Raw genomic sequence first — 25,459 nt, forward strand, 5'->3', positions numbered from 1 at the left:
TTCGTTGTTTTTGTATTGAACTGGAATGATAACCCCTATCAATTTAGAAGTCTGTAGTCACCAGCCACATGATGACAGATTAGCGTTATTTTATTGATGGTTTTCAGAAACTTCGTACACCCAATAATAGTCCAAAAAGGAGCCTTTGATGCGTAAAACGGAAATGATATCAGCAGACCAAGCTCTACCGGGGCGTGACCATGCCATCGCAAAAATGGAGCCTCACTTCATCAATCAATCTGACCTAAATGCCTCACTTCAAGAACATCAACAGTCTGTCGTTATCGGCCTTGGTTGCTTTTGGGGAGCCGAGCGTGTGTTTTGGCAGTTGGACGGGGTTGTCTCGACATCCGTCGGCTATGCAGGTGGCTACACTCCAAATCCGACCTATGAAGAGGTCTGTTCTGGAAATACAGGGCATACTGAAGTGGTGCGTGTTGTGTTCGACAGTCGGGTAATCTCTTTGACTGACATACTCAAAGTCTTTTGGGAGAAACACGACCCAACTCAAGGGATGCGTCAAGGGAACGATATTGGAACTCAGTACCGCTCTGCTATTTACGTCGATGATGAGCAACAGCTTTTGACGGCGCAACAGACTCAGCAACAATACCAACAGGCACTTGGCGATACTTCCATCACAACGGAAATTGCCTTACTCAATCACTACTACCTTGCTGAGGTATACCACCAGCAATATCTCGCTAAGAACCCCAATGGGTATTGTGGTATTGGTGGCACAGGCGTCTGTTTTCCTCCTCAATAACCAGACAGCACATAACAAAAAACGCTCTTGGCTTTACACCAAGAGCGCTTCTAAAAATTCTATTGATATCTGTGTTCTACATCGCTAGCGCAGCAATCTCGATGTTAATCTCTTTAAATGCATCGAGCTTTTGTTTGTCACCAACCTCAGGTAGTAGCACTTTGCCGTTATCGAACCGAAACACCCCAATCCCAGCAATGAAAAACTGTCCCTTAAAAAGCGTTTTAACAAATTTAGCAATTTGTCTCGGACGATAAACCGTAAACTTTCGCAGCATAACCTAACCTCAATATCCGTTTGAGTACAACCATCATGTTTTCGCTTTATGCGAGTGTTGTCGCAATATTTTTTGCGCTCGTGACAAGTATACAGCATATTTATTCGTTCACAAAAGTTAAATTAACATCTTTGCAACAAACTATAAATTACTGTTATGCTTGGTATGATTTTATCAAGTAAAGGACATCTCTTGGTCAAATCGCACCAATAACATTGTGGTAATTCCTAGGTTAACCTATGGTATGCCGCTCAACACAAAGTAATGGAAACAATTACAATGAAACTAAAGCCTCTCCTAACAATAGCTATGCTGTGTTTACCCACTCTTGCTATGGCCACGAATTTACAAGTTGGTGGCAACGCACGCTCAATATCTGTGAAGGATCATGGTGAGCTTATTCTCAACAATGACGCAATTACTTACCAAGCATGGAGCAGTAACGATATGCTTGGCAAAGTACGAGTTGTTCAAGCCATCGCTGGTCGTAGTAGCTCAAAAGAGATGAATGCCCCATTAATGAAAGCCATTACGGATGCGAAATTTCCAGAAGACAGCTACCAAACCACGACAATCATCAACCAAGATGATGCAATGTGGGGCACCAGCTCCTTTGTCAAATCTTCAGCTGAAGACAGCAAGCAAGAATTCCCTTGGTCATCCATGGTGCTCGATAAACACGGCCTAGTCGCTAACGCATGGCAACTCAAAGAAGATAACTCAGCAATTATCGTTCAAGATAAGCAAGGCAAGATTCTGTATGTTAAAGAAGGTGCTTTAACGGATAGTGAGGTTCAAGGAGTGCTGACGATGATCAGCGAAAACCTATAACCTTTCGCTATGATGGAAATGATAATGGGAGCAAAGTCGCTCCCATTGTTTTTTTCCTGTGAGAAACCCAAAGCGAACCATTGTTTACGTTGGTAAATATTTTGATTTGTTATAACATAACAAATCAAAATTAAACGAGAACAAGTCGTATGTCGCTGATTCAACCGATAAAACCAGGTTCTAAGCTAAGAGCCGCATTGTGCTTAAGCTTGCTGCTACTTGCTCTCAATGCCCTATCCATCGAGCACGGCTACAATTCTCACATCGACCACCAGGAACATCATTGCCCTTTATTTACCAAAGGCACCCATTCACTTCCCGTCAGTCTTTCCCAAGAAGCGTCAGTGGTTGTTTCCCATTCCAGATTGATCAATATAGATAATAGTGTCTGCCATTCAAAGCCGGAGTGCATCAGCGCACGTTCGCCGCCTTTGCTTACCTAGATTCACTAAAATCATCTATTGTTATCACAGACTAAAATTTAAGGATTCCCAATGAAACTCAAGATGACTCTGTTAGCTGGACTCGTAGTCTCCCAATTTGCAGTGGCAGAAGAAAACTTCCGACAACACGATGCCCATGTTCATGGCCATGTCGAGTTTAATATCGCTCAAGATGGACAAGACCTTTTGGTGGAGATTACGGCTCCTGGCGCGGATGTGGTCGGCTTCGAGCATGCCCCGAAAACTGACGCAGAAAAAGCGGCGCTTACCAAAGCCAAGGCGACACTCAACGACGTGAATAATCTACTGATCCTACCAAAGGCAGCTGGATGCCAACTCGTGGATGCGGATATTGATAACACACTAGAGTCTCATAAAGGTCATGATGACCATCACAACCATAAAGATCATGATGATCATAAAGGTCACGACGACGACCACCACGACCATGACCATGACCATGACCATGACCATGACGGACACGACGATCATAAGGGCCATGACGACCATCATGACCATAAAGAACACGATGATCACAAAGGTCATGACGACCACGACCACGACCACGACCACGACCACGACCACGACCACGACCACGACCATCATGATGGGCATGGCGAGTTCAATGTGCAATACCAATTTACCTGTAGTGATTTCAGTGAGTTAAACCAAATTGACACCAAATGGTTTAGCTACTTCCCTGCAACTGAAAAAGTATCTGTTAACCTGTTAACAGATACTGCACAATCTGCAACTGAACTAACCTCTGGCAACACTGTCATTAAACTGTAAGCATCCCGCCCTAAGAAGTAGCATTATTGCTCTCTTAGGGCATCTTCTTGGATAAGAGGACATTATGGCTAGAGTAATCGAACTCACCGATCTCACTTTCAAATGGCACCCAGAACAAGCTCCAACACTCGATATTCCTTCACTAACTGTAGAACAGGGTGAACATCTATTCTTAAAAGGGCCAAGTGGCTGCGGGAAATCAACCTTATTGGGGCTGCTCACTGGTATCAATACAGCAACTTCAGGCAATGTTGTCGCTCTGGGACAGTCACTACAATCCTTATCTGCCAGTGCTAGAGATAAATTTAGGGCTGATCATATCGGCTATATATTCCAACAGTTTAACCTGCTGCCGTATCTATCTGTCATTGATAACGTCACCTTACCTTGCCGGTTTTCTCATGTCAGAAAAAGCAAGGTAGCGGGCCCTTTAGAGCAAGAGGCCAAGCGACTTCTCGAACACTTAAGACTGCCTTCACACCTTCTCAACAAACCCGTGATTGAGCTAAGTATCGGTCAACAACAACGTGTGGCCGCCGCACGTGCCTTAATTGGTCAGCCTGAATTTCTTATTGCCGATGAGCCAACTTCGGCTTTGGATCACGATAACCGAGAAGCCTTTATCGAATTACTTATGGAACAAGCCAATCAAGCTCATTCCACGCTGATCTTTGTCAGCCACGACCCGACGCTCGAATCCCTATTTACGCGAAGCGAAAATTTACTGGATATCAACCAAGCGAGAGCATTATGAGTATTACATTGAAACTAGCTTGGAAAAGTCTTCTCAACCGAAAAACCACCGCATTATTAACCGTTATGACGGTGGCGATTTCGGTTATTCTTCTCATGGGTGTTGAACGTATTCGAACTCAAGCAAAAAGCAGTTTTGCCAACACGATTTCAGGCACAGACCTCATCGTCGGCGGTCGTTCTGGCCAAGTGAACCTGCTGCTCTACTCCGTCTTTCGTATTGGTAATGCCACCAACAATATCGATTGGAAAAGCTACGAAGAGTTTAGCCAACATCGCGCCGTTGACTGGGCGATTCCCATTTCTCTTGGAGACTCACACAAAGGGTTTCGAGTCATGGGAACTAATCACAGCTATTTCGAGCACTACCAATATGGACAGAAGCAACATTTAAGCTTCTCTTCAGGCCATGAGTTTAATGGGCTATTTGAAACCGTGCTGGGCTCCGATGTCGCCAAATCCCTAGGCTATGACATTGGCAGTGAAATCATTATTGCGCACGGCATCAGTGATGTGGGCTTTAGCCGTCATGAAAACCTCCCTTTCAAAGTGGTCGGTATACTCGCCCCAACAGGGACACCAGTCGATAAAACCGTTCATGTTTCTCTTGAAGCAATTGAAGCGATACATGTTGGTTGGGAGTCTGGTGCGAATCTTGGTAACACACCAAGCAAAGAACAGCTGGAGCAGATTAACTTCCAACCGAAGCAAATCACGGCCATGTTGATCGGTCTTAAGAGCAAGATTCAAACCTTCGCTCTACAAAGACAGATTAACACCTATAAGCAAGAACCACTAAGCGCCATTCTTCCTGGTGTCGCCTTGCATGAATTATGGGGCATGATGAGTGTGGCTGAACAAGCATTGCTCATCGTCTCTATTTTTGTTGTCGTCGCAGGTTTGATGGGAATGCTCTCGAGCTTATTGACCAGTTTACAAGAGAGACGAAGAGAGATGGCGATACTACGTGCCATGGGAGCCAGACCACGACACGTGTTCACCTTGTTGGTCAGTGAGGCCACCGTTCTAACTTCTGTCGGTATCATTTGCGGTATTGGTGGCATGTATGCCATGCTAGCGGTCGCCGCGCCAATCATCACTGCAAACTACGGTATCAATATTGCGTTAACCGCAATCACTGCTCATGAGTGGATGTTGCTAGGGTTTGTTCAAATCGCAGGAATGGTCATTGGATTCTTCCCTGCACTGCGCGCGTACCGACAATCATTAAGCGATGGCATGACCATCCGAATTTAGCGAGATTGACATGAAAATACTGCCTAAACTCGTTGGCATTCTATTATTAACGATAAGCATGCTAACGCCACATATGGCGTTAGCACAGGATGAATCTGATCTATTAAAACTCGATTGGATCGATTTGATCCCCGAGAAAGAACGCAACCAGTTTGATGCGATGGGCATGCCTGCCATTGATCACTCTGGCGGTGTCATGGAGCAATCAAAATTAGGCTCTGTTCGACAAGAGCTTAACGGCAGTATGGTCAAGATCCCTGGCTTTGTTATTCCACTTGAAGGCGATGAGGACATGGTAACTGAATTTCTATTGGTTCCTTACTTTGGCGCCTGTATTCACGTCCCACCACCGCCACCAAACCAAATCATTTATGTAAAGTTTAAAGAAGGGGCACCTGTACATCGTTTGTGGGATGTTATTTACGTGGTAGGAACATTGAAGACGGAAACCATCAATTCTGAGCTTGCTGAAACTGCCTATCTGATTGATGGAATCCGTATTGAAGATTATGACGATGGTTAGAATGCACGCTGAATAGCGTAGAGGCGTTAAAAGTAAACATTTCGTTAACAGTGCTAGCTTGTCATATTGCCACTCAATCTTCTACTTAGCTGATGAAAGTAGATAGATAAGCTAGCACTCCGAGATAAACACATAGCAATAATGCTACCGAAACGTGTTTTTTAACTCTATTCTCTCCTGAGTGACTCATAAAGCCCTCCTTAGTTACACCTTAAATTTAACAAAAATTTATCATTTATCCCAGCATTTTTTACAATATGATGGCCGTTATTGTTAATTCGGAAAATAGCTCACATAAATAGAACTAGTCAGCACAATAAAATATCGCTAAATTGATGATCAATCGTACAATTTCACTGTCTATCTTGAATTCGTTTTTATGAGCAAATTACCTGTCGATCAGCAATCACAAACTACCGAGCCAAACACGCAGAACGAACAGGCTCACAAAAAAAGCCACCATATGAAAGACAGTGGCAGCAGAATACGTGCAATCGCTCAAGCACATAGTTTGGACGCATTGATTGCTGAGGAAACCCCAAGTAAAAGCCTATTTGAACGCGCCATGTTGCGCGAAAAGCAGAGTAAAGAGCAGCGACAGAAGAACTTAGAACAAATTGTGAAAGCCGCGCTGACGTCGTGCAAGAATGAAGTGGCAGGAGAGCCAGACTTTGACTGGCTGGTGCGTTATTTCGACATGGCTAAGAAAATTCACAACAGCTCAATGCAAAAACTATGGGCACAGGTGCTAAAACGGGAGGTGACCAATCCTGGTTCAACTTCGATGAAAGCTCTAAAAACCCTCAGAGACATGACGCCAAAAGAAGCACAAACTTTACAACGCGCTGCTTCTTTGGCTTGCAGTTTTGGTACCGATACTAGCCGAAAACTACTGCTTGGTATTCGCCATCAAGCAGGGTTATTTAGCTTTTCTAAACGCGAAAGTCTTGATGAACTAAGCCTAGGTGAATTTCAATTTCCCTATTCCAGCCTGTTATTACTTGTTGAGCTCGGCATCCTGCTCGCCACCGAATTAGAGTCCGGTGAAATCACCAAAGAGCCCACACTTAAGCTCAGTTATCAAGGTAAAGAAATGACGTTGCAGCCAAAGCATAAAGGCATCACGTTAACTTACTACCGATTTACCCCAACGGGTAACGAGTTGTGCCAATTGCTTGGAAACCGCAGCAATAACCAGTACCACGATAAACTACTAGAGTTACTGAATAGAAAGTTTATTGTGAAGGGTGACACGGCCAGCTCGTTTCACCACACGGTTTAGCAAATGATATTTCGCTCAGTCAAAGCCTGTATACACTGTTCAACCAGTTCCTCTACTTTATATGCGTCGGCATTTAAATAAACTTCTGGTTCAACTGGTTGTTCATATTCAGAATCTATCCCAGTGAAATTCTTAATTTCTCCCGCTCGCGCTTTCTTGTATAAACCTTTAGGATCCCGCGCTTCACAAACCGCTAAGCTCGCATCAACAAAGACTTCCAAGAATTCTCCTTGAGGTAATAGCTCACGCACCAAAGCTCGCTCTTCTCGGTGAGGAGAGATAAAGGCCGAGAGCACAATAAGACCCGCGTCCGCCATCAATTTTGCTAGCTCACCAACTCGTCGAATGTTCTCTCGTCTATCTTGCTGAGAAAAGCCTAGGTCTCGACAGAGTCCGTGTCGCACATTATCGCCATCTAGCAAATAGGTATGATAACCACGTTGTGTGAGTTCAGTTTCCAGAGCGCCTGCCACCGTTGATTTTCCAGCACCGGAAAGCCCAGTAAACCACAACACAACTGGCTGCTGATTTTTTAGTGTTGCACGCTCTGATTTAGTTACCTGATGCTGATGCCAAATAACATTTTCATCTTTGCTTATTTCGGCGCTTGCCAGTGCACTATTTGACATAGTAAGTCCTTGTAAAAATACTTAAAACGGAAAGAAATAGGGAATAAGTGCCAATACCAAAACGGAATAGACAATAGAGATGGGTATCCCAATTCTCATGTAATCTTTCAGTTGGTAATTACCAACGCTATAAACCAGTAAGTTAGTCTGATAACCATACGGAGAGATAAAACTCGCGCTCGCACCAAACAGCACAGCCATTATGAAAGGCATAGGATCAACGCCATAGCCAACCGCCATGCTGTAGCCAATGGGAAATGCCAATGCCGCAGCGGCATTATTGGTCACCAATTCGGTTAGGATAAGCGTCACTAAGTAAGTAGCCACTAACGCTCCAAATACTCCCCAACCATTGAATAGCTCGATAAACATTGCTCCCATGCGCTCAGAGAGGCCAGTAGAAATCATCAACTGCGCGATAGACAATGCCGAACCAACAATCACCACTATGTCGACAGGAAAGCGACGCCTTAGCTCACCGATATTAACGATACCAAAGGCCAGAACTGCGATTAGATACAGCGCTAACCCCTTAATTATGGGGAGAATGTGAGTGAGTGCTAACGCAATCACAGCAACAAAGCCAAGCAACACATAACTCGATTTGGCAAAATCAAGCTTGGCACTGGAATCTAAGTCATTGACTAGCACAAACTCTTTTCGGTGTTGGCGACGAGCCTGTTCGAACCCCTTGCCGGGCGCCAATACCAATGTATCTCCGGCCTGCAAAATAATATTGCCGAGACCACCTTCTAGTCGTTCATGACCACGCCTAATCGCGACCACAACAGCATCAAAACGGTCACGGAAATGGCTCGATTTAAGCGTGTTATTACAAAACGTCGCCGATGAGCTGACCACCACTTCTAATAGGTTCTGTCCGTTGAGATGATGCTGTCCAAAAAACGTCAAACCTTGGATTTCTTGAAGAGTAGCAACACTTTCAACATCACCACAAAACAGCAGACGATCCTTGGCTTGAAGGACAAAGTTAGGGTCAACTGAAGCCAGTGTTTCACCATCTCGTACCACTTCGGCCAAAAACAACTTTCGTAACGCCCTGAGATTGTTCTCTGCAATGCTTCGTCCCACTAGTGGTGAGCCAGGCTCCACTCGAGCTTCCAGAAAGTAAGGTAAATCATCTTGATTCGCGTCATCATAATTGGGCAGAAGATAACTCAGTGGAATCAGCACCAAGACTCCACCAACTAAGACACTAAGTCCTATCCAAGTTGGTGCGAAAAAGTCCAAACTTGGTAAGCCCACATCTTCGACGAAGCTATTGATTATAAGGTTGGTAGAAGTACCAATTAGCGTCAGTGTGCCTCCAAGAATGGCCGCATAGGATAAAGGGATAAGCAGCTTTGAAGGGGCATGACGCTGGTTGCGCTTAATAGCACCAATTAATGACACAACAACAGCGGTATTGTTGGTAAAAGAGGAGAGCAAAGCCGTAGAGATCCCAAGCTTTGCCACCACTGAGCCCAAACGGCCTGTAGCAATGGAACGACTGACCCAACTAATCAATCGAGTTTTTTCTAACGCCGCTGACGAAAGAATCAGTAGCACCAAAGTTAATAGCGACGAATTAGTAAAATTGGTCGCTATCGCATTGAGCTCTAACATACCGGAAATAAACGCGATAAACGCAGCACCAGCAAAGATAAGGCTCGGTTTTATCTGGGTCGCGATCAAGCAAGCAATGATAGACATCAACAGTGCTAGCACTACTCCTTGTTCCCACATATCCTTCCCCTTACTACTTAATGCTACGTTGCATTGATTTCACGTCACAATGGTTCCAACTAACCAAGACGTTAGATATTGGCATCCCACTCAGGGAAGTGCTTCATAATGAGTGCTTTCAGCTCTTTCTCAAATGCCCCCATGCGCTCTTGGGGTGAACGTTGTTCTTCAGCTAATGCCTCACGAACCAAGCCTGCACCTACTGTGACATTAGTGAGTCGGTCGATAACAATAAAACCACCCGTATCTTGCACCGCATCATAACTATCTACCGCAACCGACTCAGTAAGTGACCACTCACATAAACCAATACCGTTAAGAGGCAAAGCGTCAGCATCAAAAGACTTCAGTGTATTAATGTCATATTGATGACGCACACCTTCTAGCTGGCCCTGAGTTTTCTTACCAGCAATCTTGATGTCATAGCTTTTACCTGCAGCCAAAGGCTCATCAGTCATCCAAACCACATCAGCAAGCAGACGATTTGACGAAACCACTTTCGCATCTTGTTTCACAATCAAGTCACCGCGACTTATATCGATCTCATCACTTAGAGTCAGCGTTACTGCTTGACCAGCAAATGCACGAGGTAAATCACCATCGAACGTCACAATACGCTCTACACGTGATGTTTTCCCAGAAGGTAGTGCTTTGATTTCATCGCCAACCTGTATTTCACCTGAACCAATGGTGCCAGCAAAACCGCGAAAATCGAGGTTAGGTCTATTCACATATTGCACTGGGAATCGGAAATCTCCTTTTTGCTTCTCTTGGTCGATATCGACTTTTTCTAGCAGATCAAGCAGCGGCTCTCCTTGATACCAATCCATGTTGCTGCTCAAGTCGACCACGTTATCGCCTTCTAGAGCAGAGATAGGAATCATCTGGATATTGATGTCTTTACCTAAGTTTTCTGAAAACGTTAGGTATTCATCACGAATCGCTTCGTAGCGCTGTTGAGAAAAGTCCACTAGGTCCATTTTATTAACCGCGACAATAAAGTGCTTAAGACCCAATAAGCTCGAAATAAACGAATGACGACGCGTCTGATCCAATACCCCTTTTCGAGCATCGATCAAGATAACCGCAAGATCACAGGTCGATGCACCAGTCGCCATGTTACGGGTGTATTGTTCGTGCCCTGGCGTATCGGCAATAATGAATTTTCGTTTCTGAGTTGAGAAATAACGGTAAGCCACATCGATGGTAATACCTTGTTCTCGCTCTGCTTGCAGACCATCAACCAATAAGGCCAAATCAGGCTTCTCACCCGTTGTTCCCACTCGTTGACTATCAGAGTGAACTGCCGCCAATTGATCTTCATAGATTTGCTTAGAATCGTGGAGTAAACGACCAATTAAGGTACTCTTGCCATCATCAACCGAACCGCAAGTCAGGAATCGGAGTAAGGATTTGTGTTGATGCTGATTCAGGTAGCCTTCAATACCTAGTTCAGCAAGTTGTGCTTCTACTGCGCTATTCATAATCTGTTCCTTCGATCCTTAAAAGTATCCTTGACGTTTCTTAAGCTCCATCGATCCTGACTGATCGTGGTCGATCGCTCGTCCTTGTCGCTCACTGGATGTCGCAACTAACATTTCTTCTATGATGCCTGTCAATGTGTTCGCTTCCGATTCAACGGCACCCGTTAATGGGTAGCAACCTAATGTTCTAAAGCGTACGCTCTTATGTTCCACTGTTTCGTCAGGACCAATTTCCATGCGCTCGTCATCAACCATGATCAACATGCCATCACGCTCAACAACGGGACGAGGAGCAGCAAGATAGAGCGGAACGATTTCGATATTCTCTAGGTAGATGTATTGCCAAATATCAAGCTCAGTCCAGTTAGACAGCGGGAATACACGAATGCTTTCCCCTTTATTGATTTGACCGTTATAGGTTTTCCATAGCTCTGGGCGTTGGTTTTTTGGGTCCCAAGTATGGTTTTTGTCACGGAAAGAGTAGACACGCTCCTTAGCTCGCGACTTCTCTTCATCACGTCTTGCACCACCAAACGCCGCATCAAAACCATATTTATTTAATGCTTGCTTAAGTCCCTGCGTCTTCATGATATCGGTGTGCTTTGAAGATCCGTGTACAAATGGACTACACCCCATCGCAAGCCCCTCTGGGTTCTTATGAACCAAAAGCTCAAATCCATATTTCTCTGCAGTGCGATCGCGAAATTCGATCATTTCTTTGAATTTCCAATCAGTATCAACGTGCAGCAACGGAAATGGGATTTTTCCGGGATAAAACGCTTTGCGTGCTAGATGCAGCATGACAGAGGAATCTTTACCGATAGAGTACATCATGACCGGATTATCAAATTCGGCAGCGACTTCTCGGATGATGTGGATGCTTTCGGCTTCCAACTGTTTTAGGTGTGTAAGTCTTTCTTGGTCCATGTGTTGTGCTTCCTTTTTCTATGTCAGCCACTTTGTGACCAACACAAGACTGATTCAATAATGACTGTGATTAGGCGCGCTGACTTGCGACTCGTTGGTTTGACTCAACCTCATCACGCTCTCGACCAAACCACGATAGCTCGTCAGCAAGAGAGACGACTTCTCCTACAACAATAAGTGCTGGTGATTCAGCACCCTTCGCTAATTCTGGTAAATTCGATAACTGACCACGCAACACTTTTTGTGAGCGCTGGGTCCCACGTTCAATAATTGCAACTGGAACGGTTTTATTACGACCGTGCGCCAGTAGTTGTTGCTGTATGTAGTCGGACTTCATCAGCCCCATATAGATGACAAGCGTTTGGTTACCCCTAGCTAAGGTTGACCAGTCCATCTCATCGGCATCAGGCTTTAGATGTCCTGTGACAAACAATGCTGATTGCGCATAATCGCGATGAGTAAGTGGGATGCCTGCGTACGCTGTCGCACCTGCTGCTGCCGTGATACCTGGAATAACTTGAAATTGGATACCTGCCGCCGCGAGTACTTGCAGTTCTTCACCGCCACGACCAAATACGAAGGGGTCACCACCTTTAATACGTGCGACCTTATGTCCACTTTGCGCAAACTCTACCAATAATTGATTGGTCTTCTCTTGCGGAACACTGTGATGACCAGCACGCTTACCTACGCAAACTAAAATGGTACTTTCTGGCACCAACTCCATGATTTCATCAGAAACCAGATAGTCGTAAAGTACGACATCCGCTTGTTGAAGTAGATTGAGAGCCTTCAGGGTCAGTAGTTCAGGATCGCCAGGGCCAGCACCAATTAGCGCGACTTCACCCGCTCGCAATATTGAACTTGGCAACTTGGGCTTACGGTAACTACTCACCAAAGTTGGTGTGGCTACCTTGCCCTTTGGTAGTGGTTGAGACGAATCCATAATAACAATCCTTCGTTAGTCGAATGATGGCATTATGACCACTCCTCTATATTACCTGAAATTCTAAAATTTCATTTTTTATTCCAAAAGTCACTAAGGAGATTTTATTTGCGCAGAGCAGTGTTAATTTTTGAGCCATCTTCCGCTTGAATTTGACTAATGGAACTAGGCTTGAAACAAAAGTTGCGAGATGTGTATCAGATTGCACTTGAGCGTGCATTTAAGATCACACTTTTTATGTATACGTAAACTTTCTTACACAACAAATTGCTACACTTAGCAAGTTTAAAATCAATTACCCCTACAAAGGATATGAAGATGAAAGTGGCAGTGAAACCTATTTCAATTGCAGTTCTTGGTGGCATGCTAGCGATGGCAGGCCCTGCAATGGCAGATGAAATTAAGCTCCGAATTATCGAAACAACTGACATTCACACCAATGTCATGGACTATGACTATTACAAAGATAAGCCAACTCAGAAAATTGGTTTAGCTCGAGCTGCCACATTAGTAAAAGAAGCGCGCAATGAAGTAACGAACAGTGTCCTCGTTGACAACGGTGACCTCATTCAAGGCAGCCCGATGGGCGATTATATGGCGTCTAAGGGCATCAAGCCTGGAGAAACGCATCCAGTCTATAAAGCGATGAATCAATTGGACTACGATGTGGGTAACATCGGTAACCACGAGTTTAACTACGGTCTAGAGTTTTTAGCGACAACATTGGAAGGTGCTAACTTCCCGTACGTCAGCGCTAACGTATTTGATAAGAAAACGGGCGAACACTACTTCAAGCCTTATTTAATCAAAACACACACCTTCAAAGACACTGATGGCAATGCTCACGAAGTCAAAGTTGGTTATATCGGCTTTGTGCCACCACAAATCATGGTATGGGATAAGAAGAACTTAGAAGGTAAAGTTTTCGCCAAAGACATTAAAGAAACCGCTGAAAAGCTCGTCCCTCAAATGAAAAAGGAAGGCGCAGACATTATTGTTGCAATTCCTCACTCTGGCGTTTCAAGTGACCCTTACAAAGCTGGCGCAGAAAACTCGACCTATTACTTATCTGAAGTAGACGGTATTGATGCCATTGCATTTGGTCACTCTCATGCCGTGTTCCCTGGTAAAGGTTTTGACAATATTCAAGGCGTTGATAACCAAAAAGGTACAATTAACGGTGTTGCAGCGGTTATGCCTGGCCGTTGGGGTAGCCACGTCGGTGTGATGGATCTTGTGTTAGAGCAAGATGGCGATAGCTGGAAAGTCGCGGAAGCGCAAACAGAAGCACGCCCTATTTTTGACGCCACGAATAAGAAACCACTTGTTGACGCTGATAAAGGCATCGTCAGCGCAGTCAAAGCAGATCACGACGCAACACGCGACTTCGTTAACCAACCTATTGGTAAAGCGAATGACGTAATGTACAGCTTCCTTGCTTTAGTGCAGGATGATCCTACGGTTCAAATCGTCAACTTAGCGCAAAAAGACTATGTTGAAACCATGATTCAAGGTGATCCGGACCTAGATGGCTTGCCGGTACTTTCTGCTGCTGCTCCATTTAAAGCCGGCGGTCGAAAAAATGACCCGGCAAACTTCACTGAAGTAGAATCAGGTCAGCTCACATTCCGTAACGCGGCCGACCTTTACCTCTATCCAAATACACTCGTTGCTTTGAAAGTAACCGGTAAAGAAGTCAAAGAGTGGCTTGAGTGCTCTGCTGGCCAGTTCAAGCAAATTGATGTGGCATCAAGCCAGCCTCAATCGCTTATCGATTGGGATGGTTTCCGCACTTATAACTTTGATGTTATGGACGGCGTAAACTACCAGATCGATGTCAGTAAGCCTGCTCGCTATGATGGTAACTGCAAGCTACTTGATGGTAACAGTGAGCGAATCGTAGACCTTACCTACAACGGTAAACCAATCGATATGAAGCAAACCTTTATCATTGCGACTAATAACTATCGTGCTTACAGTAACAAGTTCCCTGGAACAGGCAGTGATTTCATTGCGTTTGATTCACCAGATGAAAACCGTACTATCGTGGCCAACTACATCTCTAAAGTTAGCCAAGAAAAAGGTGAAGTCACACCAAGCGCAGATAACAACTGGCGCTTTGCTCCTATCAAAGCGGATGTTGCATTAGATATTCGTTTTGAAACATCACCATCGGACAAAGCGGCACAGTTCATCAAGGATAAAGGTCAATACCCGATGAAGAAAGTCGCTACTGATGATGTCGGTTTCGCGGTTTACCAAATCGACCTACAAAAATAATTAAGTTGATCGATATTAAGCCACGCATAATGCGTGGCTTTTTTTTTGCTGTCCGTTTAGTCTAAGGAAAAACAGTGACAAGTGAGAACTATGATTAATTGGACCACCAAAACCTTTACCCAGCTAACCACACTTGAGTTGTATGAACTGTTGAAGCTTCGAGTCGACGTGTTTGTCGTAGAGCAAACCTGCCCTTACCCTGAATTGGATAATCATGACCAAGTTGACGGAGTTCATCATTTAATGGGCTATGATGGGGACACTCTTATAGCATGTGCAAGGCTATTACCCAAAGGCACTACTTACGACTATGTGAGTATCGGTAGAGTCGCAACTAAAGCGTCGCATAGAGGTGGTGGGCTTGGTCACGACCTCATTGCTCAAGCTAAGCAGGAATGTCAGCGCCTTTGGCCTAATGAAACCATAAAGATTGGCGCGCAATCTCATCTACAAAAATACTATTCACGACACGGTTTTGAAGCTTGCTCTGAAGAGTATCTTGAAGACGATATCCCCCATATAGATATGAAACTTCTAAAATAAACAAAGGGGCCAATATAGGCCCCTTTATTTATTGAATTGATTTTAATTACTTCGTTATCATTTACTACGGCCGAAGCCTCCATCTGATAGCCTAAAGAACATGATGGACTGATCGCCACGCTCAATTTGTAGAATATCGAGATTACCTTCTGGGCTGAATTTGAAACGAATCAACTGACCTTGCTTAATACGACTTAACGGTTTGTCGCTTCCTTCTATTCTTGCTAACGAATTCAGGTCGGCCATAGATAACTGGTTTTTACGAAAGACCTGCGCCAATGTGTCACCTTTTTTGACGGTATACTCACGCCAATTGGTTTCTACTGCCTGCTCAGACTGTACGCTGGAGGGTTGTTCACTTAAAGACTCGGTATTAACACTCACGGCGATTCGCTGATGTGCCTGAGTCGCTTGAGCAGGTTCATTCTTTTTGGTTGGGATGAGTAGCAATACCACCAACAGAGGAATTAGAACGCTTAATAGACGTCGATGAAGACGTGGCAGTCTCATCCAGAACGTCTTAATTTTTGACGTCCATTGTGAAACATCAGGCTTATTTATTTTCTTTAAGCTCGAAAAATCGAGAGCCTGCCATTTGTCCTTTAGCACTTGAACGTGGTCAACTTTCTGTTTCTTTCTTTGACGACGATTCATTACATTCCGTCTCCTAATAAACAACCGCTTCAGTTTAAAAAAACCTGCGTTTAGAGTATAGGAAAATCGCAGGAATTACCTTTTATAGCAGTCAAATGTCACAACTTTAACAACGAAAACGAATTAATTAGTAAAAGTTGGTTAGAGCATTTCGGTTTCACACTAGAACTGGTATCCTTTCACCTTCATTCGAATAGCAAGAGAGACCGTCATGTCTGACGTGAAATTAGAAACTGTAGAACAGAAAGCAAGCTATGGTATTGGTCTGCAAATGGGCCAACAGCTTGCAGGTAGCGGCCTTGAAGGCCTTAACGTAGACGCAATCGCTAAAGGTATTGCAACTGCGCTAACTGGTGACATGCCAGAAATCGAAATCGACGCAATCAATGCAGCTCTTCAAGAGCTTCACACTCGTGCAGAATCAGCTCGTCAAGAAGCGGCTAAAGCAGCGGCTGCAGACGGCGAAGTTTTCCTAAAAGACAACGCTCTACGTTCAGAAGTAACGGTTCTTGAGTCTGGTCTTCAATACGAAGTCATCACTGAAGGTACTGGTGCAGTTCCAACAGCAGAAAACACTGTACGTGTTCACTACCACGGTGAACTAACAGACGGTACAGTATTTGACAGCTCAGTATCTCGTGGTCAGCCTGCGGAGTTCCCTGTGACTGGCGTAATCAAAGGTTGGGTTGAAGCACTTCAACTAATGCCTGTTGGTTCTAAGTGGAAACTGTACATCCCACAAGATCTAGCATACGGTGAGCGTGGCGCTGGCGCTGCAATTCCTCCATTCGCTGCACTTGTATTTGAAGTAGAGCTTCTAGACATCCTAGCGTAATGTCACATTTAAATTGAACCCCAAAGCAGCGCTATTAAGCGCTGCTTTTTTTTGCGCTATGCTTTAACCATCAACAACTCATAGGACAAAGTATGACCAAAATTTCAATGTTAACAATAGCGCTGGCTGCCACTGTCTCATTTAATGGCTACGCAGAGTTCGATCTATCTGGCGTTAATTCTGACTCTGCGAACAGTCTATTAAGTAGCACCTCTCAGTTAGCTCAAGCTAACTCACCGGTCGTCGACAATTTAGTTAAAGAGCTGTCTATTTCTCCGCAACAAGCGGCAACAGGCGCTGGCGCACTCCTTTCTCTGGCTCAAAATCAATTAGGGGCGGGACAAGAGAGTGAATTGAATTCTTTAATTCCAGGGTTAAGTTCACTCACCAGTAGTGGTTTGCTCAGTTCAGTCGAGAATATGGAGAGTGTTAAAAATGCCTTTGGATCTGTGGGATTAGACCCTGCTTTAATCTCTCAATTCGCTCCGATAATTTTGGATTATCTTGGGACACTAGGCGCGAGCAGCGGCTTAATGAGCTCTTTGGGAAGTATATGGCAATAGTAGAATACATAGCCACCGCTATTCTATAGACACAAAAAAGCCGAGCATAAATGCTCGGCTTTTCAGTTCTTACGAACCTACTGATTACTCAGCAGCAGCTTCTTCAGATGCTTCTGGGCGATCTACAAGCTCAATGTAAGCCATTGGAGCTTTATCACCAGCACGGAAGCCAGCTTTTAGGATACGAGTGTAACCGCCCTGACGAGCAGCAAAACGTGGACCTAGTTCGTTGAATAGTTTCGCAACTACTTCGTTATCACGAGTACGTGCAAATGCTAGACGACGGTTAGCAACACTGTCAGTCTTAGCTAGTGTAATCAAAGGCTCAACTACGCGACGTAGCTCTTTTGCTTTAGGCAATGTAGTCTTGATTACTTCATGACGTACAAGAGAGCTAGCCATATTGCTGAACATCGCTTTGCGATGGCTGCTGTTGCGGTTGAGTTGACGACCACTCTTACGATGGCGCATGACCTAATCCTTCTAACTAGTATCGATTAATCTTCAGCGATAGACGCTGGTGGCCAGTTTTCTAGGCGCATGCCCAGAGAAAGACCACGTGATGCAAGTACGTCTTTAATCTCTGTAAGAGATTTTTTACCAAGGTTTGGCGTTTTAAGTAGCTCAACCTCAGTACGCTGTACAAGATCACCGATGTAGTGAATCGCTTCTGCTTTTAGACAGTTAGCAGAGCGAACTGTTAGTTCAAGATCGTCTACAGGACGCAGTAGAATAGGATCGAACTCCGGCTTCTCTTCCTTCTCCTCAGGAACACGTACATCGCGAAGATCTACGAATGCATCCAATTGCTCAGCTAGGATAGTAGCTGCGCGACGGATAGCTTCCTCAGGTTCTAGAGTACCGTTCGTTTCCATATCGATAACAAGCTTGTCTAAGTCAGTACGTTGCTCAACACGTGCCGCTTCTACAGCGTAGGCAATTTTGTCTACTGGGCTGTAAGTCGCGTCAACAAGCAAACGACCGATTGGACGCTCATCTTCTTCAGTATGGATACGAGCTGAAGCTGGAACGTAACCGCGACCACGTTCAACTTTGATTCGCATAGAAATCTCAGCGTTGTCATCCGTTAGGTGACAAATAACGTGTTCTGGGTTAGCGATCTCTACATCACCATCATGGGTGATGTCACCTGCAACAACAGGGCCTGAGCCTGATTTGTTCAGTGTAATAAACACTTCATCTTTGCCTTCCGCAACGCGAACAGCTAGGCCTTTCAAGTTTAGAAGTATCTCAAGGATATCCTCTTGAACGCCTTCTTTAGTGCTGTACTCGTGCAGAACGCCTTCGATTTCAACTTCTGTCACTGCACAACCTGGCATAGACGAAAGTAAAATACGGCGAAGTGCATTACCTAGAGTGTGACCAAAGCCACGCTCTAATGGCTCAAGAGTTACTTTTGCGTGTGTCGTGCTGATCTGTTCGATGTCAACAAGACGTGGCTTAAGAAATTCTGTTACAGAACCCTGCATTGTGTCCTCTCTTTAGTTTAAACCTTACTTAGAGTAAAGCTCGACGATCAAGTGTTCGTTAATGTCAGCAGATAGATCAGAACGCTCAGGCATACGCTTGAATGTACCTTCCATCTTACCAGCATCTACTTCAATCCAAGTTGGTTTTTCACGTTGTTCAGCAACTTCTAGAGCCGCTTTAATACGAGCTTGCTGTTTAGCTTTCTCGCGGATAGAAACAACGTCGTTAGCCGTAACTTTGAAAGAAGGAACGTTTACAACATTACCGTTAACTAGGATAGCTTTGTGGCTAACTAGCTGACGTGCTTCTGCGCGAGTTGCGCCAAAGCCCATGCGGTAAACTACGTTATCTAGACGACCTTCAAGAAGCTGAAGTAGGTTTTCACCAGTGTTGCCTTTAAGGCGAGCTGCTTCTTTGTAGTAGTTACGGAATTGTTTTTCTAGAACGCCGTAGATACGACGAACTTTTTGCTTCTCACGAAGCTGAACGCCATACTCAGATAGACGACCGCGACGAGCGCCGTGTACACCTGGTGCGTTATCGATTTTACACTTGGTATCGATCGCGCGTACACCTGACTTAAGGAATAAGTCTGTACCTTCGCGACGGCTAAGCTTCAGCTTAGGACCCAAATATCTTGCCATGATTCTTCTCCAATTATCCTAGAAACGTTATACGCGACGTTTCTTAGGTGGACGACAACCGTTATGAGGGATTGGTGTCGCGTCAACGATGTTCGTGATGCGGAAACCAGCAGCGTTCAGTGCACGAACAGTAGATTCGCGACCTGGACCTGGACCCTTAACCATAACTTCCAAGTTCTTTAGACCGTATTCTTTAGCCATTTCAGCACAACGCTCAGCAGCAACCTGTGCAGCGAACGGAGTAGACTTACGAGAACCGCGGAAACCTGAACCACCTGCAGTAGCCCATGCTAGAGCGTTACCTTGACGGTCAGTGATTGTTACGATTGTGTTATTGAAAGAAGCATGGATGTGCGCAACGCCATCTGCAACTTGCTTGCGTACGCGCTTACGAGCGCGAGTTGGTTGTTTAGCCATTGTACTCTACCTTCCCGATTATTTCTTGATCGGCTTACGCGGACCCTTACGGGTGCGAGCGTTGGTTTTAGTACGCTGTCCACGTAGTGGTAGACTGCGACGATGACGAAGACCACGGTAACAGCCAAGGTCCATAAGACGCTTGATGTTCATTGATACTTCACGACGTAGATCACCTTCTACAGTGTATTTAGCTACACCATCACGCAGTTGATCGATCTGCTCTTCAGTTAGTTCACTGATCTTAACATCTTCAGCAATACCCACTTCAGCTAGGATAGCTTGAGAGCGAGTTTTACCGATGCCGTAGATCGCAGTTAGTGCGATTACAGCGTGTTTTTGATCAGGAATGTTAATGCCTGCTATACGGGCCATTATTCACTCCTAGTGTTTCTTTAAAAAGAATAGCCGCAGCAAAGCCCGTTATGGATACGCTGCGGAGTGCTACTTCTTTTGCACGCAAAAGGTAGGCCGAGGAATATACTCGACCATACCTTTAATTTCAAGTAAAAATTTCTGCTTAATTAGCCTTGGCGCTGTTTGTGCTTTGGCTCACTGCAGATAACACGCACAACACCGTTGCGCTTGATAACTTTGCAGTTACGGCAGATTTTTTTAACGGAAGCACGAACTTTCATTGCTAAACTCCGTAAATGAAATCTGAGACTACCGCCGGATTAACGGCCGTAACCTTTCAGATTTGCTTTTTTCAACACAGAATCATACTGTTGTGACATCAGATGAGTCTGTACCTGTGCCATAAAGTCCATAATTACTACCACTACGATTAGTAGTGAAGTACCGCCGAAGTAGAAACGAACGTTCCACGCGACCATCATGAACTCGGGAATCAGACAGATAAAGGTAATATATAGAGCACCTGCAAGGGTAAGTCTAGTCATTACTTTATCAATATACTTAGCTGTCTGCTCACCTGGGCGGATGCCGGGTACGAACGCACCAGACTTCTTCAAGTTATCTGCTGTTTCACGCGGGTTGAATACCAACGCCGTGTAGAAGAAACAGAAGAATATAATCGCTGCTGCATAAAGCATTACATACAACGGTTGACCTGGGCTAAGAGCCAATGACACGTCAGTTAACCAACCGAACGCGCTGCTCTCACCATTTTGGCCAAACCACTGAGCCAATGTTCCTGGGAACAGGATAATACTTGATGCAAAGATTGCTGGAATAACACCTGCCATGTTGATTTTCAACGGTAGGTGAGTGCTTTGTGCAGCAAACACTTTACGGCCTTGTTGGCGTTTTGCATAGTTAACGACGATACGACGTTGACCACGCTCCATAAAGACCACAAAGTAAATAACTGCGAAAGCAAGTACAGCAATCAACAACAGAAGAAGTACGTGCAGTTCACCTTGACGCGCTTGCTCGATTGTTTGACCGATTGCCGAAGGCAATCCAGCAACAATACCTGCAAAGATCAGAATGGAAATACCATTACCGATTCCACGCTCTGTAATTTGTTCACCTAACCACATTAAGAACATGGTACCAGTTACTAAACTTACGGTAGCAATTAGCGTAAACATGGTTTGGTTGATAACAACCAGATTATTGACCATGTTTGGAAGGCCAGTTGCGATACCTATTGCCTGGAATGTTGCAAGTACAAGCGTACCATAACGCGTATATTGGCTAATCTTACGACGCCCTGCCTCACCCTCTTTCTTGAGTTCGGCTAACGCTGGATGAACTACAGTTAGCAACTGGACAACAATCGAAGCCGAAATATACGGCATGATGCCCAGTGCTAAAATAGATGCACGCTCTAATGCACCACCGGAGAACATGTTAAACATTTCTACGATGGTACCTTTTTGCTGTTCGAACAAATCGGCAAGTACAGCCGCGTCAATACCAGGAATCGGCACAAAAGAGCCAGCGCGGAACACTAAAAGTGCACCAATTACAAATAAAAGGCGCGACTTGAGTTCGTTTAAGCCGCTCTTAGCACTACTAAAATCTTGTCCTGGTTTCTTAGCCATCTGTACCTCGTCCCTCGAGATTAATCCTCGATTTTACCGCCTGCAGCTTCGATTGCAGCTTTAGCGCCTTTAGTCACGCGTAGACCTTTAACAGTCACAGCTTTGTTGATTTCACCTGAAAGAACAACTTTTACAAATTCGATGTTCTTAGTGATAACGTTAGCTGCTTTAAGGCTGTTTAGGTCAACAACATCACCAGTTACTTTCGCTAGCTCAGCTAGACGAACTTCAGCAGACACTAGGCTCTTACGAGAAGTGAAACCGAATTTAGGTAGACGCTGTTTCAAAGGCATTTGACCGCCTTCGAAGCCTGGACGAACACTGCCGCCAGAGCGTGATTTTTGGCCTTTGTGACCACGGCCACCAGTTTTACCTAGGCCAGAACCGATACCACGACCTACGCGCTTCTTAGAAGGCTTAGAACCCGCAGCCGGTGATAGAGTATTCAAACGCATTCTGATTACTCCTCAACTTTAACCATGTAGAAAACCTTGTTGATCATACCGCGTACGCACGGAGTATCTTCAAGTTCTACTGTGTGGTTGATTTTACGAAGGCCAAGACCCTTTAGACACGCTTTGTGCTTAGGTAGGCGACCAATTGAGCTCTTAGTTTGAGTTACTTTGATAGTTGCCATGGTGTTCTTACTCCGAAATAGCTTCAACAGTTAGACCACGTTTAGCAGCAACCATTTCTGGTGACTTCATGCTGTCTAGAGCGTCGATCGTTGCACGAACGATGTTGATAGGGTTCGTAGAACCGTATGCTTTAGATAGTACGTTGTGTACACCTGCAACTTCTAGTACTGCACGCATCGCACCACCTGCGATAACACCCGTACCTTCTGCCGCTGGCTGCATGTAAACTTTAGAGCCAGAGTGGCGACCTTTCACCGGGTGGTGAAGAGTGCCTTCGTTAAGCGCTACAGTAACCATGTTACGACGCGCTTTTTCCATTGCTTTTTGAATCGCAGCAGGTACTTCACGGGCTTTACCGTAACCGAAACCTACACGACCGTTACCGTCACCAACTACTGTTAGTGCAGTGAAGCTCATGATTCGACCACCTTTAACCGTCTTAGAAACACGGTTAACTGCGATTAGCTTTTCTTGCAAATCACTAGCTTGTTGTTGTTCTTTAGCCATCTTCCAACCCTACCTTAGAATTTCAGACCAGCTTCGCGAGCAGATTCTGCTAGCGCCGCTACTCGACCGTGGTATTGGAAACCAGAACGATCGAATGCAACAGCAGATACGCCTTTCTCAAGCGCGCGCTCAGCAACAGCTTTACCTACTGCTTTAGCTGCATCGATGTTACCAGTACTCTTAACTTCTTCACGAATTGCTTTTTCTACCGTAGAAGCGGCTGCGATTACTTCAGAGCCGTTCGCTGCGATTACTTGAGCGTAAACGTGACGAGGAGTACGGTGTACTACTAGGCGAGTTGCACCCAGTTCTGCAATCTTACGACGTGCACGTGTAGCACGACGGATGCGAGATGCTTTCTTATCCATAGTGTTACCTTACTTCTTCTTAGCTTCTTTAGTACGCACATTTTCATCTGCGTAACGAACACCTTTACCTTTATAAGGCTCAGGCTCACGGTAAGAACGAATGTCAGCCGCTACTTGACCAACAAGTTGCTTGTCACAACCAGTGATCACGATTTCAGTTTGGCTTGGACATTCAGCTTTAATACCCGCTGGCAACTCGTGCTCAACTGGGTGAGAGAAGCCTAGTGTTAGACCTACAGCGTTGCCTTTGATAGCAGCACGGTAACCAACACCTTTAAGAGTTAGCTTCTTAGTAAAGCCTTCAGTAACACCAACAACCATGTTGTTCACTAGTGCACGAGCAGTACCTGCTTGTGCCCATGCGTTAGCAACACCGTCGCGTGGACCGAAAGTAAGGTTGTTCTCTTCTTGCGCAATAACTACAGCGTTGTTTAGAACGCGAGTTAGTTCGCCTTTAGCGCCTTTAACGGTAATTTCTTGACCGTTAAGTTTCACCTCTACGCCAGCTGGAATAGCGACAGGTGCCTTAGCAACACGAGACATAATCTACTCCTATTAAGCTACGTAACAGATGATTTCACCGCCAAGACCTGCTTTACGCGCAGCGCGGTCTGACATCAGACCCTTGGAAGTAGAAACAACAGCAATACCCAAACCGCCCATCACAGTTGGTAGCGAGTCTTTGTTTTTATAGACGCGCAGACCAGGACGTGAAACACGTTTGATTTGCTCAATTACAGGTTTTGCTTGGAAGTACTTAAGTGTAACTTCTAGCTCTGGTTTTGCTTCGCCTTCAACAGCGAAGTCAACGATGTAGCCTTCAGCTTTTAGTAGTGCAGCAATTGCAACTTTAAGCTTTGAAGAAGGCATTTTTACAGCAACTTTGTTTGCTGCCTGACCGTTACGAACGCGGGTCAGCATATCCGAAATCGGATCTTGCATGCTCATAAGATTTACTCCAAATGATTAAGTGGCAATTACCAGCTAGCCTTACGAAGTCCAGGAATCTCGCCTTTCATGCAAGCTTCGCGAACTTTGATACGGCTTAGACCGAACTTACGTAGGTAACCGTGTGGACGACCAGTTTGGTTGCAACGGTTGCGCTGACGTGAAGCACTTGAATCACGTGGAAGAGACTGCAGTTTAAGAACCGCATTCCAACGATCTTCTTCAGATGCGTTTACATCGCTAATGATAGCTTTAAGAGCTGAACGCTTTTCAGCAAATTTAGCTACTAGCTTCGCGCGTTTTACTTCGCGCGCTTTCATTGATTGTTTAGCCATAACAGTAACCCTTCACCTTACTTACGGAATGGGAAGTTAAAGGCAGCCAGCAGAGCTCGGCCTTCCTCATCGTTTGCAGCAGACGTCGTAATAGTGATGTCTAGGCCACGAACACGGTCTACTTTATCGTAGTCGATTTCCGGGAAGATGATTTGCTCGCGAACGCCCATGCTGTAGTTACCGCGTCCGTCAAAAGACTTAGCGCTAACGCCACGGAAGTCACGTACACGTGGAAGTGCGATAGAGATTAAACGCTCTAAAAATTCCCACATACGTTCGCCACGCAAGGTTACTTTACAACCAATTGGGTAGCCTTCACGAATTTTGAAACCTGCAACAGATTTACGCGCTTTAGTGATAAGTGGCTTTTGACCAGAGATCGTTGCCATATCAGATGCTGCGTTTTCTAGCAGTTTCTTATCGTTGATTGCTTCACCAACGCCCATGTTTAGGGTGATTTTCTCAATCCTAGGGACTTGCATGACGCTTGAGTAGTTGAATTGTTTGGTCAATTCAGCAACTACAGACGACTTGTAGTAATCATGCAGTTTCGCCATAGTAGAACTCC

At 45.0% G+C, this 25,459-nt stretch carries 34 protein-coding genes; 12 read left to right on the forward strand and 22 right to left on the reverse strand.

Annotated features, from left to right (window positions below):
• The first annotated feature begins 145 nt into the window (after positions 1-145).
• On the forward strand, positions 146-766 hold the full coding sequence (msrA, locus tag AWH66_RS09855; protein WP_063604628.1) for a peptide-methionine (S)-S-oxide reductase MsrA: 621 nt from the start codon (positions 146-148) through the stop codon (positions 764-766).
• A 76-nt stretch (positions 767-842) separates the two neighbouring features.
• Here the strand turns inward: msrA and AWH66_RS09860 are convergent, their stop codons facing one another.
• Positions 843-1,043 (reverse strand): DUF1107 family protein, encoded by a 201-nt coding sequence (locus AWH66_RS09860; RefSeq protein ID WP_006073236.1) that lies wholly within the window; start codon positions 1,041-1,043, stop codon positions 843-845.
• A gap of 279 nt (positions 1,044-1,322) precedes the next feature.
• Between AWH66_RS09860 and AWH66_RS09865 the strand changes: the two genes are divergently transcribed.
• The 7 genes from AWH66_RS09865 (at position 1,323) to AWH66_RS09890 (ending at position 6,924) form a co-directional block, all read left to right on the forward strand.
• Complete coding sequence (locus AWH66_RS09865; RefSeq protein WP_063604629.1) at positions 1,323-1,874, forward strand: YtfJ family protein; 552 nt, start codon at positions 1,323-1,325, stop codon at positions 1,872-1,874.
• 149 nt (positions 1,875-2,023) lie between these two features.
• Positions 2,024-2,317, forward strand: coding sequence for a DUF2607 family protein (locus tag AWH66_RS25405; RefSeq protein ID WP_083400000.1), 294 nt, complete (start codon positions 2,024-2,026; stop codon positions 2,315-2,317).
• A 51-nt stretch (positions 2,318-2,368) separates the two neighbouring features.
• Complete coding sequence (gene zrgA / locus AWH66_RS09870) at positions 2,369-3,109, forward strand: zinc uptake protein ZrgA (protein WP_063604630.1); 741 nt, start codon at positions 2,369-2,371, stop codon at positions 3,107-3,109.
• Positions 3,110-3,173: 64 nt separating this feature from the next.
• Positions 3,174-3,863 carry an ABC transporter ATP-binding protein gene (locus tag AWH66_RS09875; RefSeq protein ID WP_063604631.1) on the forward strand — a complete coding sequence of 230 codons (690 nt, stop codon included), beginning with the start codon at positions 3,174-3,176 and terminating at the stop codon, positions 3,861-3,863.
• Complete coding sequence (locus tag AWH66_RS09880; RefSeq protein ID WP_063604632.1) at positions 3,860-5,119, forward strand: ABC transporter permease; 1,260 nt, start codon at positions 3,860-3,862, stop codon at positions 5,117-5,119. Before AWH66_RS09875 ends, AWH66_RS09880 begins: the two co-directional genes overlap by 4 nt.
• Before the next feature lie 58 nt (positions 5,120-5,177).
• On the forward strand, positions 5,178-5,642 hold the full coding sequence (locus AWH66_RS09885) for a DUF3299 domain-containing protein (RefSeq protein WP_063604650.1): 465 nt from the start codon (positions 5,178-5,180) through the stop codon (positions 5,640-5,642).
• Positions 5,643-6,021: 379 nt separating this feature from the next.
• Positions 6,022-6,924, forward strand: a complete 903-nt coding sequence (locus tag AWH66_RS09890; RefSeq protein ID WP_063604633.1) for a TIGR03899 family protein — start codon at positions 6,022-6,024, stop codon at positions 6,922-6,924.
• On the opposite strand, the gene cysC is transcribed toward AWH66_RS09890, so the two are convergent.
• The 5 genes from cysC to cobA form a co-directional block, all read right to left on the reverse strand.
• Positions 6,921-7,553 (reverse strand): adenylyl-sulfate kinase, encoded by a 633-nt coding sequence (gene cysC / locus AWH66_RS09895; protein ID WP_083400001.1) that lies wholly within the window; start codon positions 7,551-7,553, stop codon positions 6,921-6,923. The genes AWH66_RS09890 and cysC overlap by 4 nt on opposite strands.
• Before the next feature lie 21 nt (positions 7,554-7,574).
• Positions 7,575-9,299 carry an SLC13 family permease gene (locus tag AWH66_RS09900; protein ID WP_063604634.1) on the reverse strand — a complete coding sequence of 575 codons (1,725 nt, stop codon included), beginning with the start codon at positions 9,297-9,299 and terminating at the stop codon, positions 7,575-7,577.
• Positions 9,300-9,370: 71 nt separating this feature from the next.
• Positions 9,371-10,783 (reverse strand): sulfate adenylyltransferase subunit CysN, encoded by a 1,413-nt coding sequence (cysN, locus tag AWH66_RS09905; RefSeq protein ID WP_063604635.1) that lies wholly within the window; start codon positions 10,781-10,783, stop codon positions 9,371-9,373.
• Positions 10,784-10,801: 18 nt separating this feature from the next.
• Positions 10,802-11,710: a sulfate adenylyltransferase subunit CysD gene (cysD, locus tag AWH66_RS09910; RefSeq protein ID WP_063604636.1), complete on the reverse strand. Its 909-nt coding sequence runs from the start codon at positions 11,708-11,710 to the stop codon at positions 10,802-10,804.
• Between the two features lie 70 nt (positions 11,711-11,780).
• On the reverse strand, positions 11,781-12,656 hold the full coding sequence (gene cobA / locus AWH66_RS09915) for a uroporphyrinogen-III C-methyltransferase (protein ID WP_063604637.1): 876 nt from the start codon (positions 12,654-12,656) through the stop codon (positions 11,781-11,783).
• 318 nt (positions 12,657-12,974) lie between these two features.
• On the opposite strand from cobA, the gene cpdB reads away from it, so the two are divergent.
• Positions 12,975-14,936: a 2',3'-cyclic-nucleotide 2'-phosphodiesterase gene (gene cpdB / locus AWH66_RS09920; RefSeq protein WP_063604638.1), complete on the forward strand. Its 1,962-nt coding sequence runs from the start codon at positions 12,975-12,977 to the stop codon at positions 14,934-14,936.
• A 90-nt stretch (positions 14,937-15,026) separates the two neighbouring features.
• A complete protein-coding gene (locus AWH66_RS09925; RefSeq protein WP_063604639.1) occupies positions 15,027-15,479 on the forward strand; it encodes a GNAT family N-acetyltransferase in 453 nt (150 codons plus the stop codon).
• Between the two features lie 57 nt (positions 15,480-15,536).
• On the opposite strand, the gene AWH66_RS09930 is transcribed toward AWH66_RS09925, so the two are convergent.
• Positions 15,537-16,133: a LysM-like peptidoglycan-binding domain-containing protein gene (locus tag AWH66_RS09930; protein WP_063604640.1), complete on the reverse strand. Its 597-nt coding sequence runs from the start codon at positions 16,131-16,133 to the stop codon at positions 15,537-15,539.
• Positions 16,134-16,344: 211 nt separating this feature from the next.
• Here AWH66_RS09930 and AWH66_RS09935 point away from each other — a divergent pair, with 211 nt between their 5' ends.
• Entirely contained in the window at positions 16,345-16,968 is a 624-nt protein-coding gene (locus AWH66_RS09935; RefSeq protein ID WP_063604641.1) for a BamJ family beta-barrel-assembly machinery protein, read from the forward strand.
• Between the two features lie 92 nt (positions 16,969-17,060).
• The gene (locus AWH66_RS09940; protein WP_063604642.1) at positions 17,061-17,531 is read left to right on the forward strand and encodes a DUF2780 domain-containing protein; all 471 of its coding nucleotides are present in this window, start codon (positions 17,061-17,063) and stop codon (positions 17,529-17,531) included.
• 84 nt (positions 17,532-17,615) lie between these two features.
• Here AWH66_RS09940 and rplQ read toward each other — a convergent pair whose 3' ends face one another.
• The 15 genes from rplQ to rplE form a co-directional block, all read right to left on the reverse strand.
• Complete coding sequence (gene rplQ, locus AWH66_RS09945) at positions 17,616-18,002, reverse strand: 50S ribosomal protein L17 (RefSeq protein ID WP_031493230.1); 387 nt, start codon at positions 18,000-18,002, stop codon at positions 17,616-17,618.
• Positions 18,003-18,028: 26 nt separating this feature from the next.
• Entirely contained in the window at positions 18,029-19,021 is a 993-nt protein-coding gene (locus tag AWH66_RS09950; RefSeq protein WP_038228852.1) for a DNA-directed RNA polymerase subunit alpha, read from the reverse strand.
• A gap of 24 nt (positions 19,022-19,045) precedes the next feature.
• Complete coding sequence (gene rpsD, locus AWH66_RS09955) at positions 19,046-19,666, reverse strand: 30S ribosomal protein S4 (protein ID WP_063604643.1); 621 nt, start codon at positions 19,664-19,666, stop codon at positions 19,046-19,048.
• 27 nt (positions 19,667-19,693) lie between these two features.
• The gene (rpsK, locus tag AWH66_RS09960) at positions 19,694-20,083 is read right to left on the reverse strand and encodes a 30S ribosomal protein S11 (RefSeq protein ID WP_001118870.1); all 390 of its coding nucleotides are present in this window, start codon (positions 20,081-20,083) and stop codon (positions 19,694-19,696) included.
• A gap of 18 nt (positions 20,084-20,101) precedes the next feature.
• Positions 20,102-20,458 (reverse strand): 30S ribosomal protein S13, encoded by a 357-nt coding sequence (gene rpsM, locus AWH66_RS09965; RefSeq protein WP_005450559.1) that lies wholly within the window; start codon positions 20,456-20,458, stop codon positions 20,102-20,104.
• A gap of 149 nt (positions 20,459-20,607) precedes the next feature.
• A complete protein-coding gene (gene rpmJ / locus AWH66_RS09970; RefSeq protein ID WP_000868186.1) occupies positions 20,608-20,721 on the reverse strand; it encodes a 50S ribosomal protein L36 in 114 nt (37 codons plus the stop codon).
• A gap of 39 nt (positions 20,722-20,760) precedes the next feature.
• Complete coding sequence (gene secY, locus AWH66_RS09975) at positions 20,761-22,095, reverse strand: preprotein translocase subunit SecY (RefSeq protein ID WP_006075579.1); 1,335 nt, start codon at positions 22,093-22,095, stop codon at positions 20,761-20,763.
• A 20-nt stretch (positions 22,096-22,115) separates the two neighbouring features.
• A complete protein-coding gene (gene rplO / locus AWH66_RS09980; protein WP_006075578.1) occupies positions 22,116-22,550 on the reverse strand; it encodes a 50S ribosomal protein L15 in 435 nt (144 codons plus the stop codon).
• A 5-nt stretch (positions 22,551-22,555) separates the two neighbouring features.
• Positions 22,556-22,732 carry a 50S ribosomal protein L30 gene (rpmD, locus tag AWH66_RS09985; protein WP_006963207.1) on the reverse strand — a complete coding sequence of 59 codons (177 nt, stop codon included), beginning with the start codon at positions 22,730-22,732 and terminating at the stop codon, positions 22,556-22,558.
• A 7-nt stretch (positions 22,733-22,739) separates the two neighbouring features.
• The gene (rpsE, locus tag AWH66_RS09990) at positions 22,740-23,240 is read right to left on the reverse strand and encodes a 30S ribosomal protein S5 (RefSeq protein WP_006075577.1); all 501 of its coding nucleotides are present in this window, start codon (positions 23,238-23,240) and stop codon (positions 22,740-22,742) included.
• 14 nt (positions 23,241-23,254) lie between these two features.
• Complete coding sequence (gene rplR / locus AWH66_RS09995) at positions 23,255-23,608, reverse strand: 50S ribosomal protein L18 (RefSeq protein WP_038228845.1); 354 nt, start codon at positions 23,606-23,608, stop codon at positions 23,255-23,257.
• A gap of 9 nt (positions 23,609-23,617) precedes the next feature.
• The gene (gene rplF, locus AWH66_RS10000; protein ID WP_031496829.1) at positions 23,618-24,151 is read right to left on the reverse strand and encodes a 50S ribosomal protein L6; all 534 of its coding nucleotides are present in this window, start codon (positions 24,149-24,151) and stop codon (positions 23,618-23,620) included.
• Between the two features lie 12 nt (positions 24,152-24,163).
• Positions 24,164-24,556 carry a 30S ribosomal protein S8 gene (gene rpsH / locus AWH66_RS10005; RefSeq protein WP_004738788.1) on the reverse strand — a complete coding sequence of 131 codons (393 nt, stop codon included), beginning with the start codon at positions 24,554-24,556 and terminating at the stop codon, positions 24,164-24,166.
• 29 nt (positions 24,557-24,585) lie between these two features.
• Positions 24,586-24,891, reverse strand: coding sequence for a 30S ribosomal protein S14 (rpsN, locus tag AWH66_RS10010; RefSeq protein ID WP_038228838.1), 306 nt, complete (start codon positions 24,889-24,891; stop codon positions 24,586-24,588).
• A gap of 17 nt (positions 24,892-24,908) precedes the next feature.
• On the reverse strand, positions 24,909-25,448 hold the full coding sequence (gene rplE, locus AWH66_RS10015; RefSeq protein ID WP_038228835.1) for a 50S ribosomal protein L5: 540 nt from the start codon (positions 25,446-25,448) through the stop codon (positions 24,909-24,911).
• Positions 25,449-25,459 lie beyond the last annotated feature (11 nt).

The organism is Vibrio barjaei, from assembly GCF_001639065.2.
Classification (GTDB): Bacteria; Pseudomonadota; Gammaproteobacteria; order Enterobacterales; family Vibrionaceae; genus Vibrio; species Vibrio barjaei.